Source organism: Curtobacterium sp. MCBD17_023, assembly GCF_003224415.1.
Taxonomy (GTDB): Bacteria; Actinomycetota; Actinomycetes; order Actinomycetales; family Microbacteriaceae; genus Curtobacterium.
Window position 1 is genome coordinate 39,877 of record NZ_QKLJ01000004.1, and the last position, 18,361, is coordinate 58,237.

The window sequence follows — 18,361 nt, forward strand, 5'->3', positions numbered from 1 at the left end:
GGCATGTGCCACGCTCGTCGCATGCGGCACACACCCTCCTTCCTGATGACCGAGGTCGACGAGGTCCGACGACTCGTCCGCGGCAACCCCTGGGCGACGATCGTGTCCTCCACCGCGGAGGGACTCGTTGCGTCGCACTACCCGTTCCTGCTCGAGGAGCAGCCCGACGGCAGCGACGACATCGTCCTCGTGTCGCACGTCGGTCGGCCGGACGAGGTGGCGCACGAACTCGGGCAGCACGAGGTCCTGGTCGTCGTGCAGGGCCCGCACGGGTACGTCTCCCCCGCCTGGTACCCGCCGGAACAGTTCATCCCGACCTGGAACCACACCACCGCGCACCTGTGGGGGACGCCGGAGATCTTGTCGGACGAGGAGAACTTCCGTGTCCTCGGTGACCTCGTGGACCACTTCGAGGCCGCGATGCCGTCACCGGTGTCGCTCGACCTCGACGAGGACGCCGCCCGCCGGATCGCCCGCGGCACGGTCGGCATACGCATCCGCGTCACCCGCTTCGACGCCCGCGCGAAGCTCAGCCAGAACAAGGCACCCGAGGTGGTCGACCGGATCATCGCCGGCCTGCGGACCGACGGCCCCTACGCCTCCCCCGCGCTCGCCGACGAGATGGCGCGCGTCCAGGGGACCACGACGACCGGCCTGGAGGCGTGATGTCGGCGACACTCCTCCGTACCGTCCGGCGAGTGGGCACCTCCGGCGCCCCCAGCGACGTCCTGGTCGTCGACGGGCGGGTCACCGCGGTCGCGCCGACCGGCACGCTCGACCCGCTCGACACCGACACCCACACCGGCACCGACACCGAGGTCGTCGAGGCCGAGGGCGCCTGGCTCGGGCCCGGTCTCCGCGACCACCACGTGCACCTCGACCAGTGGGCACTCGTGCGCCGACGGATCGACGTGACGGACTGCGGCTCCGCCGAGGAGACCGCGGACCGCCTCGCCGCCGCAGCCCGGACCGGCCTCCCGGACCGGGTGCTCGTCGGGCACGGCTACCGGGACGGACTCTGGCCCCGCCCCGCTCGACGGGAGTTGCTCGACCAGGCCGCACCGGGCCTCCCGGTCGTCGTCGTGAGCGCCGACCTGCACGCCGTCTGGTGCAACGAGGTCGCCCTGGCGCACTTCGGCGCCGTGCTCGGCCGGGCGCTCCCGGCCGGTACCGACGGTGTGCTCCGGGAGCAGGACGCGTTCGACGTGACCGCCGCGCTGTCCCGGGTGCCGGACGACCAGCTCGACGCCTCCGTCGCGGACGCCGTCGAGGCGGCCGCGGCCCGGGGCGTCACCGGGGTCGTCGACCTCGAGATGGACGCCGACATCGACCGGTGGGTGCGACGGATCCACGCCGGGACGGACGGCCTGCGCATCGCCTCCGGGGTGTACCCGGCACGGCTCGACGAGGCGGTCCGCCGAGGACTGCGGACGGGCGACGTCGTCGACGGGACGCGGGGCCTGCTCACCGTCGGGCCGTTCAAGGTGATCACCGACGGGTCGCTCGGCACCCGGACCGCCGCGACCGCCGACGGCGAGGGCGTCCTCACCTGGGCGCCGGAGGACCTCGTCCCGCTGCTGCGTCGGGCGGTCGACGCCGGGCTCGTCCCCGCCGTGCACGCGATCGGCGACCGCGCGGTCACGCTCGCGCTCGACGCGCTCGAGACGGTCGGGAGCCGCGGCTCGATCGAGCACGCGCAGCTCCTCGCCGTGCCCGACGTCGAGCGGTTCGCCCGGCTCGGCGTCGTCGCGTCCGTGCAGCCCGAGCACGCCATGGACGACCGGGACATCGCGGACCACCACTGGGCGGGCCGCACGGACCGGGCTTTCCCGTTCGCCGCGCTCGAACGTGCGGGCGCAGCGATGGTGCTCGGCTCGGACGCCCCGGTCGCGCCGCTCGACCCGTGGGTGTCGATGGCCGCCGCCGTCGGGCGGGACCGCGACGGCCGCGAGCCGTGGCACCCGGAACAGCGGATGTCGGCGCTCGGCGCGTGGCGGGGGTCGACGGACGGACGGGTGTCGGTCACGGTCGGCGACGTCGCGGACCTCGTCCTCGTGCCGACCGACCCGCTCACCGCGTCGTCGGCGGCGCTCCGGGCGATGCCGGTCCTCGGCACCGCGATCGCCGGTCGCTGGACCCACCGCGACCTCTGACCGGCGGGGCTACTTCTGGTCCTTCGGGCACCAGTAGAGCTTGCGACCGGCCATGTCGGCGACGCGGATCTCGGTGCCGCAGACCCGGCACGGCTCCCCCGCGCGGTGGTACACCCAGTGTCGGTCGGCCCGGGAGCGCATCGCCTTCCGGTACTCGGCGTCCGTCAGGCCGTCCATCGTCATCATCTGCCCGATGCGGACCCCGTCGTGCAGGAGCTTCGACCAGTCCTGCCACAGCGCCTTCGCCTGCCTGACGGTGATCTCCTTCCCGGGCTTGTACGGGTCGATGCGCTGCCGGAACAACAGCTCCGCCCGGTACACGTTGCCGATGCCGCTCACCACGGACTGGTCCATGAGCAGCTGGCCGATCGCGACGTTGCGCTTCCGGACGTTGTCCACGAACGCCTTCTCGGCCTCGGGCCCGTCGTCGTTCATCGGGTCCGGGCCGAGCTTGTCGAGCGCACGCTGCACCCCGGCCGGGTCCTCGACCACGCAGGCGGTCGGTCCGCGGAGGTCCGCCACGGCGGTCTCGGTGAGGATCCGCACGCGCACCTGCCCGACCGGGTCCGGCGGGAAGGCCTCGATCGGGTCCTCGACCTTCTCCTGCTCGGCCATCCGGTAGCGGGAGCGCCGTGGGGCACCGATGGAGCGGAGGGAGTCCTCCCCGTCGTCGTCGGGCACGTGGTCGGCGTCGTCGCCCGCGTCGCTGTCCTCCGCGACCGTGCCACGCTGGTTCGTCTGCCCGATCCGCCCCTTCGCGCTGCGCATCGTCGCGTCGGTCGAGATCTCCCCCGCGAAGTCCCACGCGCCGTACAGGCCGAGGTGCACGCGGAGGAACAGGTCGCCCTCGAACTCCAGGAACATCTGCTTCGCCACGGCTCGTGCGGCGATCATCTTCCGGCCGTCGAGTTGCGCGGCTCCGGCGGCGAAGCGCCCCTGTGGGCTCGATACCTCGCAGACCTGGCCGACGAAGTGCAGCTCGAACTGACGGGCGATGCGGTGGACGGAGTGACCCTCGGGCATTGCTCTTGTCTACTCGGCCCTACTGGTCGATCTGCTTGCCGGCGATGTGCCCCGTGGTCTCGTACTCGGCGAGCTGCGCGATGCGGCGGGCGTGGCGCTCCTCGCCCGAGAACGGCTCGGCGATGAAGAGGTCGACGAAGCGGATCGCCTCTGCCTCGGTGTGCTGGCGCGCGCCGATCGAGATGACGTTCGCGTCGTTGTGCTGGCGGGCGAGCAGCGCGGTCGACTCGTTCCAGACCAGGGCCGCGCGGATGCCCTCGACCTTGTTCGCGGCGATCTGCTCACCGTTGCCCGACCCGCCGAAGACGACACCGAGGGCCTGGACGCCCGCGCGCTGGTCCTGCACGACGGCGTGCGCGGCGTTGATGCAGAACGAGGGGTAGTCGTCGAGCGGCTCGTACTCGGTCGGTCCGTGGTCCACGACCTCGTGGCCGGCTTCGGTCAGGTGGACGCTGAGGGTCTTGGTGAACTCGAGGCCGGCGTGGTCCGTTCCGAGGTGGATGCGCATGGACCGATCCTATTCCTGTGCCCACGCCGGACGGGACCCGTCCGGCGGACGGCGGACGGGCCTCCCGTCAGCGGTGCCGCACGACGACCACGACGTACCGGCACGGCTCGTCGCCGGGGTTCCGGTAGACGACGTCAGCGGGTTCGCCGAGCTCGATGCGGTCGCCGGCACCGAGGCGGCTGGTCGTGTCACCGGCCTGCAGGTCGAGGGTCCCGTCGACGACCCAGATGCAGTGCCGGAGGAAGGCGTAGGCGCTCGCGGGGTAGGCGACCTCGCGGCCGGCCGGCAGGCGCACCTCGGTCACGTCCGCCGGGAAGTCGGCGCTCGACAGCGGGCGGCGGCGGTACCCGGTCTCCGGGTCGGTCCAGGAGTCCGCGGACGCGGCGCGCTGGACCCCGCGGGCCTCGTCCGGGTCGCCGGAGCGCGGGACCTCGTGCTCGAGGGCCTCGTCGAGGAGTTGCGAGACCGTCAGGCCGAACGCTCCGGACAGGCGGCCGAGGATCGTCGCGGTGGGACTGGAGACGCCCCGCTCGACGCGGTTGATCATCGCGCGGGAAACGCCGGACTCCTCGGCGAGTTCGGTCAGGCTCCACCGGCGCTCGGTGCGGAGGCGCTGCAGCCGTTCCCCGAGGCGGCGCTGGTCGGCGTCGTCGGGGTCCTCGGCATCATCGGGCTCCTCGGCGCCCATGGCGTCCGGTGGCGCGGTGACGCCCTCCCGCTCGTCTACGATGTGAGACATGGCGACAGCATATGCGACGGACGCGGTGGTCATCCGCGACTGCACCCCCGCCGACCTCGACGTCGTGCACGGCCTCCACGTCGACGCCGTCCTGCACTCCACCGCGATCTGGCAGGAGGAGCCGCACCCCCGGGCGTGGTTCGACACCTGGCTCGCGGAACGGCAGGGCGACGGGTGGCCGGTCGTGGTCGCCGAGGTCGACGGCGTCGTCGCCGGGTACGCCTCGTACTCGCAGTGGCGGCCGCACCAGGGCTACCGGCACACCGTCGAGCACAGCGTCTACGTCGTCGAGGGGTTCCGCGGCCGGGGGGTCGCGTCGACGCTCATGCACGCCCTGGTGGCCCGTGCGACCGCGGAGGGTCGGCACGTCATGATCGCCGGCATCTGCAGCACGAACGCCGGGTCGATCGCCCTGCACGAGCGGCTCGGGTTCGAGACCGTGGCCGTCGTGCCCGAGGTCGGTCGGAAGGCCGGCCGCTGGCTCGACCTGACCCTGATGCGGTTGCCGCTGGCCTGAGCGGGCGATGCCCGCAGGGGGACGACGGACAGGAGGCGCGGTGCGGACCCGCACCGCGCCTCCCGTCGGTTCGTCGGGCCGGGCGGTCAGTCCTCGACGGTGTCGAAGACCGGGCCGGTCGTGCGGGAGCGCTTGAGCTCGAAGAAGCCCGGGTAGCGGGCTGCGGCGACGACACCGTCCCAGAGGTCGAGCGCCTCCTGCCCCTTCGGCGCCGGGGAGATGACCGGCCCGAAGAACGCGACGCCGTCGACGGCGATGACGGGCGTGCCGACGTCCTGGCCGACGCGCTCGATGCCGTCCCGGTGGCTCTCCCGCATCGCGGTGTCGGTCTCGTCTGTCCAGGCCGCGTCAGCGAGGTCGGCGTCGAGGTCGAGCTGCTCGAGCACGGCCGGCACGACCTGCGCGGGGTCCTTCTGCTGGCGGTGGTGGATCTGCTCGCCGAGCGCGTCGTAGAGCGGCTTGACGACCTCCTGGCCGTGCCGGGTCTTCGCGGCGGTCACCAGGCGCGCGTACACCTGGTTCCGCTCGAGGGCCTCGCGGTACTCGGCGGGCATGTCCTCGTTGTGCTCGTTGAGGACGAACAGGCTCATCACGTTCCAGGTGACGTCGAGGTCGCGGTGCCGCTCGACCTCCCCCACCCAGCGGCTCGTCATCCATGCCCAGGGGCAGGTCGGGTCGAACCAGAACTCCACAGCAGTCCGGGTCGCAGGGGTCGTCTCCACAGTCGTGTCGGTCACGGATCGCAGCGTACGCCCGCTCGCTAGGCTGGTCCCGAGCCGTCCCACCGGTGCACGACGCCGGCCGGGACCCCGACACGCGGACATCGACCGTCCGCGTCCGCAGCGAAGATGGAGCGTCCGTGCCCGGAGAGAACCTCACCCGAATCGAAGCCCAGGAACGCGCCGGCATCGTCAGCGTGCAGACGTACGACGTCGAGCTCGACCTGACCCGCGGAGCCGAGACCTTCGGCAGCACCACCCGCGTGCGCTTCAGTGCCACGCCCGGTGCCAGCACGTTCATCGACGCCATCACGAAGACCGTGCACTCGGTCACGTTGAACGGCACCGCGCTCGACGTCGACGCGGTGAACGACGGCGTCCGCATCCAGCTCGCCGACCTGCAGGAGCAGAACGAACTCGTCGTCGTCGCCGACGCGCTGTACACGAACACCGGCGAAGGCCTGCACCGCTTCGTCGACCCGGTCGACGACGAGGTCTACCTGTACTCGCAGTTCGAGGTGCCGGACAGCCGCCGGATGTTCGCCGTGTTCGAGCAGCCCGACCTCAAGGCCGAGTTCTCCTTCACCGTGACCGCGCCGGCGCGCTGGCAGGTCGTCTCGAACGCCCCGACGCCGGAGCCGCACGTCGACGGCGACCACGCCACGTGGACCTTCCCGCCCACCGCGCGCATCTCGAGCTACATCACCGCGCTCATCGCCGGCCCGTACGAGGTCGTCCGCAGCGAGCTGACCAGCCGCGACGGTCGGACCATCCCGCTCGGCGTCTTCGCGCGCAGGTCGCTGGCCGAGTACCTCGACCCGGACTACGTGTTCGAGACCACCCGGAAGGGGTTCGCGTACTTCGAGGAGAAGTTCGACTACGCGTACCCGTTCGAGAAGTACGACCAGCTCTTCGTGCCGGAGTTCAACGCCGGTGCGATGGAGAACGCGGGCGCGGTCACCTTCACCGAGACCTACGTCTTCCGCTCGAAGGTCACCGACGCCATCAAGGAGCGCCGGGTCGTCACGATCCTGCACGAGCTCGCGCACATGTGGTTCGGCGACCTCGTCACGATGAAGTGGTGGAACGACCTCTGGCTGAACGAGTCGTTCGCCGAGTGGGCCTCCACCATCGCGACCGCCGAGGCCACCGAGTGGACCGGCGCATGGACGACGTTCCAGGCGATGGAGAAGTCCTGGGCCTACCGCCAGGACCAGCTCCCCTCGACGCACCCGATCGTCGCGACGATCAACGACCTCGAGGACGTCCAGGTCAACTTCGACGGCATCACCTACGCGAAGGGCGGTTCGGTCCTCAAGCAGCTCGTCGCGTGGGTCGGCATCGACGCGTTCTTCGCGGGCGTCGCGGCGTACTTCCGGAAGCACCACCACTCCAACACCGAGCTGAAGGACCTGCTCGTCGAGCTCGAGGCCACCAGCGGCCGCGACCTGTCCGAGTGGTCGCAGCTCTGGCTGGAGACGGCGGGCGTGAACACCCTGCGCCCGGAGATCGAGACCGACGCCGAGGGCGTCATCACCTCGTTCGCCGTCCTGCAGGAGGCGCCGTCGGACCACCCGACGCTGCGACCGCACCGCCTGGCCATCGGCGTGTACGCCTTCACGAACGACCCGTCGGCCCCCTTCGGCGCGGACACGGCCTCGTCCGGCGGCAAGCTCGACCGCGTCCACCGCGTCGAGATCGACGTCGACGGCGCCCGCACCGAGGTCCCCGAGCTGGTCGGCGTGCACCGCGGCGACCTCGTGCTCCTCAACGACGACGACCTGGCGTACGCCAAGATCCGCCTCGACGAGCAGTCGCGGCGCACGGCGATCGAGCACCTGGCGTCGATCGCGGACCCGCTCGCCCGGTCGATCGTCTGGGGTGCCGTCTGGGACGCCACGCGTGACGCCGAGTCCCCCGCCAGCGACTACGTCACCCTCGTGCTCGGCAACATCGCGACCGAGACCGAGTCGACGACGATCCGCACCACGCTGTCGCAGCTGCTCCTGGCGGCGCGCAACTACGTCGCACCGTCGAAGTCGGACGCCACCGTGCGCACCGTCGGCGACACGCTGTGGCAGCTGGCCTCGTCGGCCGAGTCCGGATCGGACGCGCAGTTCCAGTTCGTGAAGTTCTTCGCGCAGATCCCGTCGACGCCCGAGCACGTGGCGACGCTGCAGGGACTGCGTGACGGATCGGTCACACTGCAGGGGCTCGTCGTGGACACGGACCTGCGCTGGGAGCTGCTCGAGGGTCTCGTACTCGCGGGTGCCGCGGGCAACGACGAGATCGACGCCGAGCTCGCCGCCGACCGGACCGCCTCGGGCGAGCAGGCCGCGGCCCGCGCTCGCGCGACGATCCCCACCGCCGAGGGCAAGCTCGCGGCGTTCTCGTCGCTCGTCGACACGGACGACGCGCCGAACGCAATCGTGCGGCAGACGACCGTCGGGTTCCAGCACGTGAACTCCCCGGTCGTGCTCGAGGGTCTCGTGCAGCGCTACTTCGAGGTCATCACGCGGATCTGGGACGAGCGCAGCTACCACATCGCCGACACGATCGTGACGGGCCTGTACCCGGCACCGCTGGCGTCGACGGAACTGCGTGACGCTGCCCGGGCCTGGCTCGACGCGCACCCGGAGACCCCGGCACTGCGTCGGATCGTCAGCGAGAACCTCGCGGGCACCGAGCGTGCGCTCCGCGTCCAGGCGGCCGACGCCTGATCCCGATGTGAGCAGTGGCGAGGCTCCGGCGTTCCTCCAGGGGCGTCGGAGCCTCGCCGTTTAGCATCGTCCGGACATGACCTCGGCAGCAGACACCACCGACGACGTCTCGAAGTGGGCGTCGAACACGTTCACGCAGTTCGTCGACACCTGGCACGTCCCGATCACGATCCTGATCGTCCTGCTCGCGGCGGTCATCATCCGCCTCGTGCTCCGCCGGACCATCAAGCAGGTCGTCGACCGCATCGTCAACGGCGTCAAGAAGCGGCAGGGCGCTGCGGACACCCAGGCCCTGGTGGCCTCCCCGCTGCAGACCGCCCGCGTCGTGCAGCGCACCCGGACGCTCGGCAGCGTGCTCGAGAACCTCGCGACGGTCGTGGTCGCCGTGATCGCCTTCGCCATCATCATCTCGACGGTATTCCCGACCGCGGCGGTCGGCATCGTCGGTGGCGCTTCCGTGGTCGCCGCCGGCCTCGCAGTGGGCGCGCAGAGCATCGTCCGCGACATCCTGTCCGGCATCTTCATGATCCTCGAGGACCAGGCCGGCGTCGGTGACGTCGTCGACACCGGCCAGGCCACCGGGGTCGTGGAGTCCGTCGGGCTCCGGGTCATGCAGATCCGCGACGTGAACGGCATCCTCTGGTTCGTGCCGAACGGACAGATCCTCCGCGTCGGCAACCTGTCCCAGGGCTGGTCCCGTGTCCTCGTCGACATCACCGTGCCGTACGACACCGACATCGACGCCGTGCAGGACGCCCTGCTGCACGCCGCGGTCACCATGTCCCAGGAGGCCCGCTGGCGGCAGCGCATCGTCGAGAAACCGGAGATCTGGGGCCTGCAGTCGATCACCGACACCGGCATGGTGTTCCGCCTGGTCGTGAAGACCCGCGCGTCGGAGCTCGACGTCGTCGGACGGGAACTCCGGGTCCGCCTCAAGCGCAGCGTGGACGAACTCGGGGTCACCCTGCCGGCGATGGCCATGATCATGCCGGAGGGGTGGGAGAACGCCACGTCGGTGAACGGCCTCCGTCCCGTCCGCACCGCGCCGGTGCCCACCCCCGCGCCGCGGGCCCGCCGCGGCCGGATGAACATCCTGGGCCGGGCGATCCGGACCGGCGACGACAATGACCCTGAGGACACCCCATGACCGGACCCGCCATCCCCCTCGGTCCCCCCACGGGTGAGCCGGCATCGGGTGTCCCCGCGCAGCCCGTCACGCTCCGGGTCGGACTCGGCGGGGCTGCGGCGAGCGGTTCCCTGTTCGACCGGATCGGTGGTGCCCCGACCTTCGACCGCCTGGTCCGCCGCTTCTACGAGGGCGTGCAGCAGGACGAGGTGATCTGGCCGATGTACCCGGCAGACGACCTCGACGGCGCGGTCTGGCGGCTCTCGCAGTTCCTCCAGCAGTACTGGGGCGGCCCGTCGACCTACAGCGAGCAGCGCGGCCATCCCCGGCTCCGGATGCGGCACCACCCGTTCCGCATCACCCCCGAGGCGCGCGAGCACTGGCTCCAGCACATGCAGGACGCGGTCGAGTCACTCGACCTCGCGCCCCTCGACGAGGCCGAACTGTGGGCGTACCTCGACCGCGCGGCACACGCGATGACGAACGCGTTCGACTGACATGAGCGGCGGCCACCGACACGGCGGAACGACGGACGGGAGGCCCGTGGCGACCCCGCCACGGGCCTCCCGTCCGTCCGTCAGGAACTGAGCGTCCAGGCCCGCCGCTTCACGAGCACGTGCCCCCTGGAGGTCGTCAGCCGGCTCCACGGCCCCGTCTCGAACAGCCGGACCGGTTCGGTCCCGAGGAAGCCGAGGCTCTCGGCGGCGAAGCCCGCGCCGGCCGGCAGGTGCTCGACGCCCGGGATCGGCCGACCCCAGACCTCGGAACGGACGCGGCGGACGATGGACTCCCCCGAGCTCGTCGGCACGGAGGCGGCGACCTCGTCGATCCCCTGGCGCGCAGCACGGTGCAGCAGTTCCGCCGACACGTCGGGCAGGGGCACCCAGCCGCCGCGGGGCGGGGAGATCGCAGCCCAGGTCACGGTGTGCACCTCGAGCGGCAGCTCGACCTCGATCGGGGTCGCCCGGGTCGGGTCGGCTGCGTCGGCGTGCTCCACGTCGTTCGCCTCCGCGAGCAGACGCAGGCGCTCCTGGAACGAGCGGAGCGGCACCACGACGTCGATGTGCTCCGGCTGGGTGAGGGCGAACGTGCGCAGACCGAGCACGGTGGGCAGTTCGTCGAGCAGCCCGAGCGGGTAGAGGATCGCCGTGTAGACGGCCAGGACACCGGAGTCGGCGATGAGCCGGACGGACCCGTCCTCGATCCGAGCGGCTCGTCCGAGGTAGGTGCGGAGGTCACCGAGCGAGGCGGCGTCGGGAAGGGTGAACGAGCTGCTCATGTCACCGTCGATCCTAGCCGCGACCGTCCTGACGCTCCCTGGTCCGGCCCTCAGCGAGCTCTGAGCCCACTCTTGGCACTCTTCGGGTTCGAGTGCTAGAACGGATGGCAGTTGAGTCACGGCGACTCAACCGCGAAGCACTCAGTGAAGGAGTTGATTCAGATGGCCATGACCTTCGATCCGTTCCGCGAGCTGGACCGTCTCGCCGGATCCCTCCTCAGCGGAGCAGCAGCCGGGCCCCGCTCGATGCCGATGGACCTCTACCGCGCCGGCGACCACTACGTGATGGACGTCGACCTGCCCGGAGTCGATCCGGGATCGGTCGACATCGACGTCGACGGATCGGTCCTCACCATCAGGGCTGAGCGCACCCTCGGGGCACCCGACGGCGCGCAGTGGCTCACGCGGGAACGCCAGCCCGGCTCGTTCGTCCGTCAGCTCACCCTCGGCGACGGCCTCGACGTCGAGCGGATCGCCGCGCACTACGACAACGGCGTGCTGAGCGTCACGATCCCCGTGCAGGAGTCGTCGAAGCCCCGGAAGATCGCCGTCAGCACGAGCGGTGCCGACACCGGTTCCGCGGCCGGCGCGCAGCCGCTCGCGGTCGGTCAGGGTGGCTCCGGCAGCTGAGCCGACGCACCCCGAGGGCGACGGGCCGACCCGCAGCGGGTCGGCCCGTCGCCCCGCCTCCCGATGGCACAGCCGTCGTTCCCGCCCGTCTCGTCTCCTCCTGTCCCGCCCATGACACACCTCGTCAACGCACTGCTCTCGGTCCTCGTCGTCACCGGGCTGCTGGCCGGCCCGAGCCTCCGTCCTCGTCTCGCCCTGTTCCTCGGTGGAACGGGTTCGGTCGTCGCCAACCACCTCGTCTGGCTCGTCGCGCCCGACCTCTGGTCCCGTGCGCTCACCCCGTGGGTGGCCAGCGTGGGTGGAGCGCTCGTCGCCGTGGCGGCGTGGAGTCTGCTCCGGACGTCCCCGACGGCGGCGAATCTCGTCGACCCGCAGGTGGCGGTCTCCGGGGACGTCGCGGACGACGCCACCGAGCAGGAGGACCAGGCCCCGTCGGGCGTCGGCGCCCACGGTGTCGCGATGGGTGCGCCCGCGCCCTCCTCGGCCACACCGGGACCCGTTCGTAGACTGGCGGTGTGATCCGCGAACCCGACTTCCTCACGACCCTGCGACTCGAGGACACCGGAGCGAGCACCCGGGAGACGATCCTGACCGGTGCCAGCCACTGGTCCCCCGGAGGACGGGTCTTCGGCGGCCAGGTGCTCGCGCAGTGCATCGTCGCGGCGCAGGCCACCATCGAGGGCCGGGACATCCACTCCGTCCACGGCTACTTCCTGCGCCCCGGTGCGATCGACGTCCCGATCACCTTCGGTGTGGAGCGCATCCACGACGGCCGCTCGTTCGCGACCCGACGGGCGCAGGCGTACCAGAACGGTCTCCCGATCTTCTCGATGATCGCGTCCTTCCAGGTGCCGGACGCCGGAGCGGAGCACCAGGACCCGTTCCCGGTGGACGTCCCCGACCCGGAGTCGCTCCCGTCGGCGGCGTCGGTGCTGGGCGCGGTCGACCACCCCACGGCGCAGGCCTGGGCAGAGCGGTCGATCGACCTGCGGCACGTCGACGGTCCGGTCTACTTCGACGTGCAGGGCGCCCGCGTCGCGCACCAGGCGGTCTGGTTCCGGGTCGAGGGCGACCTCCCCGACGACCCCGCTCTGCACCGCGCGGTCCTGGCCTACGCGAGCGACCTGTCCCTCCTCGAACCGATCATGCGTCGGCACGGCGTCGCGTGGGGCACCCCGGGCGTGAAGCTCGCGAGCCTCGACCACGCGATGTGGTGGCACCGCGACGGCCGGGCGGACGACTGGGTCCTCTACGCGCAGGAGTCGCCGAGCGCCCAGGGCGGTCGGGGGCTGGCGCTCGGTCGCATGTTCTCCCGCGACGGCCGGCTGCTGGCGACCGTCGCGCAGGAGGGCATGATGCGCCTCCCCGTCGCGTGAAACAGGCCCCGCTCGACGAGCGGGGCCTGTTCTGGTGCAGCGGAGCGGTCAGCGCCGGACCGGGGTCACGGCCTGGAGAACTGCACGGCCGGCTCGATGTACGGCTGGCACGCCGCCCGCTCGGCTTCGGTGAGCCGTCGCGGTCGGTTGGTCGTCGCGTCCACGAGGACGAGCGCCGTGGTGGCGCGCGTGTACAGCTCCGCCGGCTCGTGTCCGACGGGCGACCAGACCTCGTACGAGATGTCCAGGCTGGCCCCGCCGATCCGCCCGATCCACAGCTGGATGTCGAGCGGCCGACGGAAGTACGGCGTCGACGCGAGGTACTCGAGCCGCTGCGCAGCGATGACCGTCATCGTCCCGGAGCCCGGCCGCCCGTCGATCACGGGTTCCGGCGCGGACCCCGACTCGTCGACCTCGTCGGGGTCCGGCGCCCAGAACGCCAGCACGCGCGCTTCCTCGAGCAGCCGGAGCATCGCCGAGTTGTTGACGTGCCCGTAGGCGTCGATGTCGCTCCAGCGGATGCGGACCGGCGCGTGCAGTCTCGCCACGGGGACTAGTCCCGCGTGAGCTTGCGGTACGTCGCGCGGCCGGGCTTCGCGGCGTCGGCCCCGAGGCGCTCGACCTTGTTCTCCTCGTAGGCCTCGAAGTTGCCCTCGAACCAGTACCAGATCGGCGTGCCGTCCTCGTTCAGGCCCTCCCACGCGAGGATGTGCGTCGCGATGCGGTCGAGGAACCACCGGTCGTGCGTGATGACCACGGCACAACCGGGGTATTCGAGGAGGGCGTTCTCGAGGCTGCCGAGGGTCTCGACGTCCAGGTCGTTCGTGGGCTCGTCGAGGAGCAGCAGGTTGCCGCCCTGCTTGAGCGTCAGCGCGAGGTTCAGACGGTTGCGCTCACCGCCGGACAGGATGCCCGCACGCTTCTGCTGGTCCGGGCCCTTGAACCCGAACTGCGACACGTAGGCGCGCGACGGGATCTCGGTCTTGCCGACCTGGATGTAGTCGAGGCCGTCGGACACGACCTCCCACAGGTTCTTGTTCGGGTCGATGCCACCGCGGCTCTGGTCGACGTAGGAGATGTCGACCGTCTCGCCGATCTTGAGCTGGCCGCCGTCGAGGGGCTCGAGCCCGACGATCGTCTTGAACAGCGTGGTCTTGCCGACGCCGTTCGGGCCGATGACCCCGACGATGCCGTTCCGCGGCAGCGTGAACGACAGGTCGCCGATGATGACGCGCTCACCGAACTGCTTGTGGAGGTGCTCGGCGTCGATGACCTGGGACCCGAGGCGCGGACCGACGGGGATCACGATCTCCTCGAAGTCGAGCTTGCGCGTGCGCTCGGCCTCGTTGACCATCTCCTCGTAGCGGGCCAGACGCGCCTTGGACTTCGCCTGGCGGCCCTTCGCGTTGCTGCGGACCCAGTCGAGCTCGGACGACAGGCGCTTGGCGAGCTTGGCGTCCTTCTTGCCCTGGACCTCGAGACGGGCGCGCTTCTTCTCGAGGTAGGTCGAGTAGTTGCCCTCGTACGGGTAGAGCCGGCCGCGGTCGACCTCGGCGATCCACTGCGCGACGTGGTCGAGGAAGTACCGGTCGTGGGTCACGGCGAGGACCGCACCGTGGTACTGCTGCAGGTGCTGCTCGAGCCACTGCACGCTCTCGGCGTCGAGGTGGTTGGTGGGCTCGTCGAGCAGGAGCAGGTCGGGCTTCTGGAGCAGGAGCTTGCAGAGCGCGACACGGCGCTTCTCACCACCGGACAGGTGCGTGACGAGCTCGTCCCCCGGGGGGCACTGGAGCGCGGCCATCGCCTGCTCGAGCTGCGAGTCGAGGTCCCACGCGTCGGCCGCGTCGATCTCCTCCTGCAGCGTGCCCATCTCGGCGAGGAGCGCGTCGAAGTCCGCGTCGGGCTCGGCCATCGCGGCCGAGATCTCGTTGAAGCGCGCGAGCTTGCCGTGGATCTCCCCGACACCCTCCTGCACGTTCTCGAGCACCGTCTTGGTCTCGTCGAGTTCGGGCTCCTGCATGAGGATCCCGACGGTGAAGCCCGGGGTCAGCTTGGCCTCGCCGTTGGACGGCTGGTCGAGCCCCGCCATGATCTTCAGGATCGTCGACTTGCCCGCACCGTTCGGTCCGACGACGCCGATCTTGGCGCCGGGGAGGAACGACATCGTGACGTCATCGAGGATCAGCTTGTCGCCGACCGCCTTGCGGGCGCGGACCATCTGGTAGATGTACTCAGCCATATCGGAGCGAGTCTACCGATCCGACGCGGCCAGCGCTGCCCCGCTCGCGGTGTCGTCGCGGTCGGTGTCGTCGCGGTCGGTGGTGCCCGGGACGCCGTGGCGACGGTCGCGGCGTCATCCGGGCTCCTGCCCCGGGAACAGCTCGTCGGGAGACACGGGGCCGTCGCCGCGCGCCACGGTGTCGTGCACGCCGACCGCTCCGGCGTCGTACGACGCGTCCTCGAGGGGTCCGGCGAGCACGTCGTCACCGTGGTCGCCGTGTCCGCGCACGTGCTCGACGGACTCGGTCGCGTGCGCGACCGGGTCGGCGTCGTGCAGGTCCGCGTCGGGGTCGTCCGGGCCGACCTCGCCCGTCCGGGGGTCGACGTCCGGGCCCGGTGCGGTGGTGGTCTGCACATCGCCGACGTGGCGCGGGACGCGGATCCAGTTGCTGATGCCCCAGGCGAGGTCGTGGCCGAGCGCGTCGGCGTCGATCTCGACGGAGGTGCCGCCCCGCCCGTCGCGCTCCCAGTTCCGGATCCGGACGCGTCCGGTGACGACGATGCGGTCGCCCTTCTTCACGGACTTGTGCACGTTGGCCGCGAGCGACCGGAACGCCGTGACCGTGTACCAGTTCGTGGGGCCGTTGACCCAGCTGGACGTCCTGCGGTCCCAGCGGCGCGACGGCGAGGCGAGACGCATGCTCGTGATGGCGACACCCGTCTCGGTGACGAGGTGTCGGGGTTCGGTGGCGATGATGCCGCAGACCGTGATCGTGTCGTTCATGCACCGATCGTCGATCGGGGCGCCGCTCCGACCGTGGCGCGTCGTCGAACTGTGGACGCGAGGCCCGGATCACGGTCCCTGTGGAGGGAAGGTGATCCGGGCCTCCCGGTCGGGAGCCGCGTCAGCGGCCCCTCGGTCAGTGCGCGTGGAACTCGGGCCGGTCCGCGAGCGGACCCATCGCCTTGTGGACCGCGCCCTTGGCCGACTGGAGCGACGGGTACGTCCCGCCCGGACCGCGTCGTCCGTAGAGCTCGACCCGGAACCCGTCCGCCGCGCGGTGGATCGTGCCCACCGCACCGGCCGGACCGACGGCCACCCAGGTCTCCGTCGTCGTGTCCGGCATCGTGTCGTTCGTCATCGTCCGACCACCTCCTCGTGGCCCCGGCGCCCCTCCGTCAGGACGCCAGGATGTACTGACCGTACGCCTTGCGCACCTTGTTCACCTTGGGCAGCGCGACGGCGAGGCAGTAGCCCTGACCCGGGTTCTTCGCGAAGAAGTCCTGGTGGTACTCCTCGGCGCGGTGGAACGCCCCGAGCGGCTCGAGCGTCGTGACGACCCCGCCGTCCCAGATGTCGGACGCGCGTTCGATCGCCCGCTCGAACAGCGCACGCTGCTCGTCGTCCGCCGGGAACATCGCGGAGCGGTACTGCGTGCCGACGTCGGCTCCCTGACGGTTCAGCTGCCGCGGGTCGTGGAGGGTGAAGAAGACGTCGAGGACGACGTCCGCCGGGAGGACCGACTCGTCGAAGGTGACGGCGACCGCCTCGGCGTGGCCGGTGGTGCCGGTGCACACCTGCTCGTAGGTCGGGTGCGGGTCGCTGCCGCCGGTGTACCCGGACACGACGTCCTGCACGCCCTGGAGCGTGCGGTAGACGGCGTCGAGACACCAGAAGCAACCACCGGCGAGGACGAACGTGGTCATGGGGACCTACCTTCCTGGCTCCGGAGAGCGCGGTACTGGACTGTCCTCCACAACACGGCGGCGCTCGGCGGTGTTCCCCACCCTGTTCCGGCGCCTCCGGCGTGTCGGTGGTCGGTCGTACGGTCATCCCAGATCACACGACCAGGAGGCCCACATGCAGTCCACTACGGACGCCCGGCTCAGCATCCACTCGCCCCGCCCGACGGCGCGGTCGCGAGGCGCCCTCCGCATCCTCGACGTCCGTGACGACCTGAGCCGCGTCACGCGGGCGAACGGGGAGATCGTGGGCTACGTCGACCGCGTCGACGTGGCCGGCGGCACCGCCTACCGCGCACGTCGCTACGTGGCTGCAGAGCGACGGTTCGTCGAGCTCCCGAACGTGTGGAACGCCGAGGACGCGGTCGACACCCTCCGCTGGTGACGGTCGCGCACGGCGGCACCGGGTGGAGCGGATGTCCGCCCCGTCCGCCTGTCGTCCCCGGGACCTGACCGATCCGGAAGTACGGTACGCGCATGCAGTGGTGGAACGACCTGATCGACTGGACCTCGTCCGACACGGGCTGGCGCGTGCTGTCGGGGGCGGTCATCCCCTTCGTCGCGATCATCGTGGCGGGCGTCATCGCGGCGCTGATCGGCCGCGGAGCCGCCAAGCGCGTCGTGGCCCACCAGGAGCGCGAGGCCAGGAACGCGGCCGTCGCCGGCCTCGTCTCGGCGGCGCGGAAGGCAGCCAGCTGGGGGTCGCTCGGTCACGACGAGCGCGCCTACGCGGATCACCTGGCCGAGGACGCCGACATCCGCCTGCGCTTGCTCCCGATCGCCGGAGCACCGGTCGCCGCGGACTGGGCGAAGCACGAGATCGCCGACATCAAGAAGAACTCCTCGACCTTCACCTCGCACGCGGACAACGCCCTCGCCGAGTTCCGCGACCGGATGCTCGAGTGGCAGGCACGCCCCAACCGGACACGCAAGCTCTTCAAGAGCGACCTGGAGCGGTGGAAGTTCGACACACCCGACCCGGACGCCGACCTCATCAAGCGGCAGCAGGAGTGGAACGCGGACAAGGTCGATTCCTCCCGGGCTCCCGAGCCGGCACCCACGCCGACGACGACGTCCCTCCGCCCGGCACAGCCCAGCGTGACCCCGTCGGCCCCCGCCGCCTCCGCCCCGGCGACCGGCCAGGACGCGACCGTGCCGATCTCGGACAACGTCACCCGGCCCTACTCCGACGGCGAGACGACCCCGATCCGCCCGTCGCTCGGCTCCCCCGCGTTCCGGGCCGCCACCCCGGCACCGGCCGCCACGACGCCCGGGTGGTCGGCTTCCCGCGATGCGGACAACGACGACGTGGTCGACGACGTCCGTATCGACGCCGCGGGCCGCCCCGGGTCCGCCGACCGCTCCACCGTCCTGCGGGACGAGCAGCGGGACGAGCAGCCCGCACGGAACGACCTGCCCGCCGCTCGCGACGACCGCGCCCCGGCCGGCGATCGTGAGGACCAGGGTGCTGGTACCCAGGGCGACCGTGCCGACGCCGGGCCGGGGGCGTCGTACGCGAACCCGGTCAGTGCGAGCGAACTGCGTCGACGCGCGGACACCGACGAGGACTGACCCGTGACAGCATGACGGAGGCCGCCACCCGGACGG

The 18,361-nt window shown here is 71.3% G+C and carries 21 protein-coding genes; 11 read left to right on the forward strand and 10 right to left on the reverse strand.

The window, feature by feature from the left end:
• Positions 1–21 precede the first annotated feature (21 nt).
• Together DEI84_RS07160 and DEI84_RS07165 are read left to right on the forward strand one after the other, a co-directional pair.
• Positions 22–666 carry an FMN-binding negative transcriptional regulator gene (locus DEI84_RS07160; protein WP_110890239.1) on the forward strand — a complete coding sequence of 215 codons (645 nt, stop codon included), beginning with the start codon at positions 22–24 and terminating at the stop codon, positions 664–666.
• Positions 667–698: 32 nt separating this feature from the next.
• Complete coding sequence (locus tag DEI84_RS07165; protein WP_258371721.1) at positions 699–2,153, forward strand: amidohydrolase; 1,455 nt, start codon at positions 699–701, stop codon at positions 2,151–2,153.
• 9 nt (positions 2,154–2,162) lie between these two features.
• On the opposite strand, the gene DEI84_RS07170 is transcribed toward DEI84_RS07165, so the two are convergent.
• From DEI84_RS07170 to DEI84_RS07180, 3 genes are all read right to left on the reverse strand, one after another.
• Complete coding sequence (locus DEI84_RS07170; RefSeq protein ID WP_110890241.1) at positions 2,163–3,176, reverse strand: Fpg/Nei family DNA glycosylase; 1,014 nt, start codon at positions 3,174–3,176, stop codon at positions 2,163–2,165.
• Positions 3,177–3,195: 19 nt separating this feature from the next.
• Positions 3,196–3,684 (reverse strand): ribose-5-phosphate isomerase, encoded by a 489-nt coding sequence (locus DEI84_RS07175; RefSeq protein ID WP_110823777.1) that lies wholly within the window; start codon positions 3,682–3,684, stop codon positions 3,196–3,198.
• A 67-nt stretch (positions 3,685–3,751) separates the two neighbouring features.
• Positions 3,752–4,423 carry an XRE family transcriptional regulator gene (locus tag DEI84_RS07180; protein WP_258371722.1) on the reverse strand — a complete coding sequence of 224 codons (672 nt, stop codon included), beginning with the start codon at positions 4,421–4,423 and terminating at the stop codon, positions 3,752–3,754.
• On the opposite strand from DEI84_RS07180, the gene DEI84_RS07185 reads away from it, so the two are divergent.
• A complete protein-coding gene (locus tag DEI84_RS07185) occupies positions 4,422–4,940 on the forward strand; it encodes a GNAT family N-acetyltransferase (RefSeq protein ID WP_110890243.1) in 519 nt (172 codons plus the stop codon). The two genes, DEI84_RS07180 and DEI84_RS07185, sit on opposite strands and share 2 nt — an antisense overlap.
• A gap of 86 nt (positions 4,941–5,026) precedes the next feature.
• On the opposite strand, the gene DEI84_RS07190 is transcribed toward DEI84_RS07185, so the two are convergent.
• Entirely contained in the window at positions 5,027–5,677 is a 651-nt protein-coding gene (locus DEI84_RS07190; protein ID WP_309146382.1) for a DsbA family protein, read from the reverse strand.
• 122 nt (positions 5,678–5,799) lie between these two features.
• Here DEI84_RS07190 and pepN point away from each other — a divergent pair, with 122 nt between their 5' ends.
• From pepN to DEI84_RS07205, 3 genes are all read left to right on the forward strand, one after another.
• Positions 5,800–8,379: an aminopeptidase N gene (pepN, locus tag DEI84_RS07195; RefSeq protein ID WP_110823773.1), complete on the forward strand. Its 2,580-nt coding sequence runs from the start codon at positions 5,800–5,802 to the stop codon at positions 8,377–8,379.
• 76 nt (positions 8,380–8,455) lie between these two features.
• Positions 8,456–9,526 (forward strand): mechanosensitive ion channel family protein, encoded by a 1,071-nt coding sequence (locus tag DEI84_RS07200; protein WP_110890245.1) that lies wholly within the window; start codon positions 8,456–8,458, stop codon positions 9,524–9,526.
• A complete protein-coding gene (locus tag DEI84_RS07205; protein ID WP_110890246.1) occupies positions 9,523–10,002 on the forward strand; it encodes a globin in 480 nt (159 codons plus the stop codon). The genes DEI84_RS07200 and DEI84_RS07205 overlap by 4 nt, the downstream gene beginning before the upstream one ends.
• A gap of 80 nt (positions 10,003–10,082) precedes the next feature.
• On the opposite strand, the gene DEI84_RS07210 is transcribed toward DEI84_RS07205, so the two are convergent.
• Entirely contained in the window at positions 10,083–10,784 is a 702-nt protein-coding gene (locus tag DEI84_RS07210; protein ID WP_110823770.1) for a hypothetical protein, read from the reverse strand.
• Positions 10,785–10,946: 162 nt separating this feature from the next.
• Here DEI84_RS07210 and DEI84_RS07215 point away from each other — a divergent pair, with 162 nt between their 5' ends.
• The 3 genes from DEI84_RS07215 (at position 10,947) to DEI84_RS07225 (ending at position 12,790) form a co-directional block, all read left to right on the forward strand.
• Positions 10,947–11,414 carry an Hsp20/alpha crystallin family protein gene (locus tag DEI84_RS07215; protein WP_110823769.1) on the forward strand — a complete coding sequence of 156 codons (468 nt, stop codon included), beginning with the start codon at positions 10,947–10,949 and terminating at the stop codon, positions 11,412–11,414.
• 111 nt (positions 11,415–11,525) lie between these two features.
• Positions 11,526–11,933: a hypothetical protein gene (locus DEI84_RS07220; protein ID WP_110890247.1), complete on the forward strand. Its 408-nt coding sequence runs from the start codon at positions 11,526–11,528 to the stop codon at positions 11,931–11,933.
• The gene (locus DEI84_RS07225; protein WP_110890248.1) at positions 11,930–12,790 is read left to right on the forward strand and encodes an acyl-CoA thioesterase II; all 861 of its coding nucleotides are present in this window, start codon (positions 11,930–11,932) and stop codon (positions 12,788–12,790) included. Before DEI84_RS07220 ends, DEI84_RS07225 begins: the two co-directional genes overlap by 4 nt.
• Before the next feature lie 65 nt (positions 12,791–12,855).
• Here DEI84_RS07225 and DEI84_RS07230 read toward each other — a convergent pair whose 3' ends face one another.
• The 5 genes from DEI84_RS07230 to msrA all read right to left on the reverse strand — a co-directional run bounded on the left by DEI84_RS07230 (position 12,856) and on the right by msrA (position 16,717).
• Complete coding sequence (locus DEI84_RS07230) at positions 12,856–13,338, reverse strand: thioesterase family protein (RefSeq protein WP_110890249.1); 483 nt, start codon at positions 13,336–13,338, stop codon at positions 12,856–12,858.
• A 5-nt stretch (positions 13,339–13,343) separates the two neighbouring features.
• Positions 13,344–15,029 (reverse strand): energy-dependent translational throttle protein EttA, encoded by a 1,686-nt coding sequence (ettA, locus tag DEI84_RS07235; protein WP_110823765.1) that lies wholly within the window; start codon positions 15,027–15,029, stop codon positions 13,344–13,346.
• Positions 15,030–15,143: 114 nt separating this feature from the next.
• Positions 15,144–15,794, reverse strand: a complete 651-nt coding sequence (locus DEI84_RS07240) for a single-stranded DNA-binding protein (protein ID WP_110890250.1) — start codon at positions 15,792–15,794, stop codon at positions 15,144–15,146.
• Positions 15,795–15,930: 136 nt separating this feature from the next.
• Positions 15,931–16,152 carry a methyltransferase gene (locus DEI84_RS07245; protein ID WP_258365732.1) on the reverse strand — a complete coding sequence of 74 codons (222 nt, stop codon included), beginning with the start codon at positions 16,150–16,152 and terminating at the stop codon, positions 15,931–15,933.
• A 37-nt stretch (positions 16,153–16,189) separates the two neighbouring features.
• On the reverse strand, positions 16,190–16,717 hold the full coding sequence (msrA, locus tag DEI84_RS07250; protein ID WP_110823763.1) for a peptide-methionine (S)-S-oxide reductase MsrA: 528 nt from the start codon (positions 16,715–16,717) through the stop codon (positions 16,190–16,192).
• A gap of 154 nt (positions 16,718–16,871) precedes the next feature.
• Here msrA and DEI84_RS07255 point away from each other — a divergent pair, with 154 nt between their 5' ends.
• Both DEI84_RS07255 and DEI84_RS07260 read left to right on the forward strand, forming a co-directional pair.
• The gene (locus DEI84_RS07255) at positions 16,872–17,138 is read left to right on the forward strand and encodes a hypothetical protein (protein ID WP_110890251.1); all 267 of its coding nucleotides are present in this window, start codon (positions 16,872–16,874) and stop codon (positions 17,136–17,138) included.
• Positions 17,139–17,230: 92 nt separating this feature from the next.
• Positions 17,231–18,325 carry a hypothetical protein gene (locus DEI84_RS07260; RefSeq protein ID WP_110890252.1) on the forward strand — a complete coding sequence of 365 codons (1,095 nt, stop codon included), beginning with the start codon at positions 17,231–17,233 and terminating at the stop codon, positions 18,323–18,325.
• The last annotated feature ends 36 nt before the right edge of the window (positions 18,326–18,361 follow it).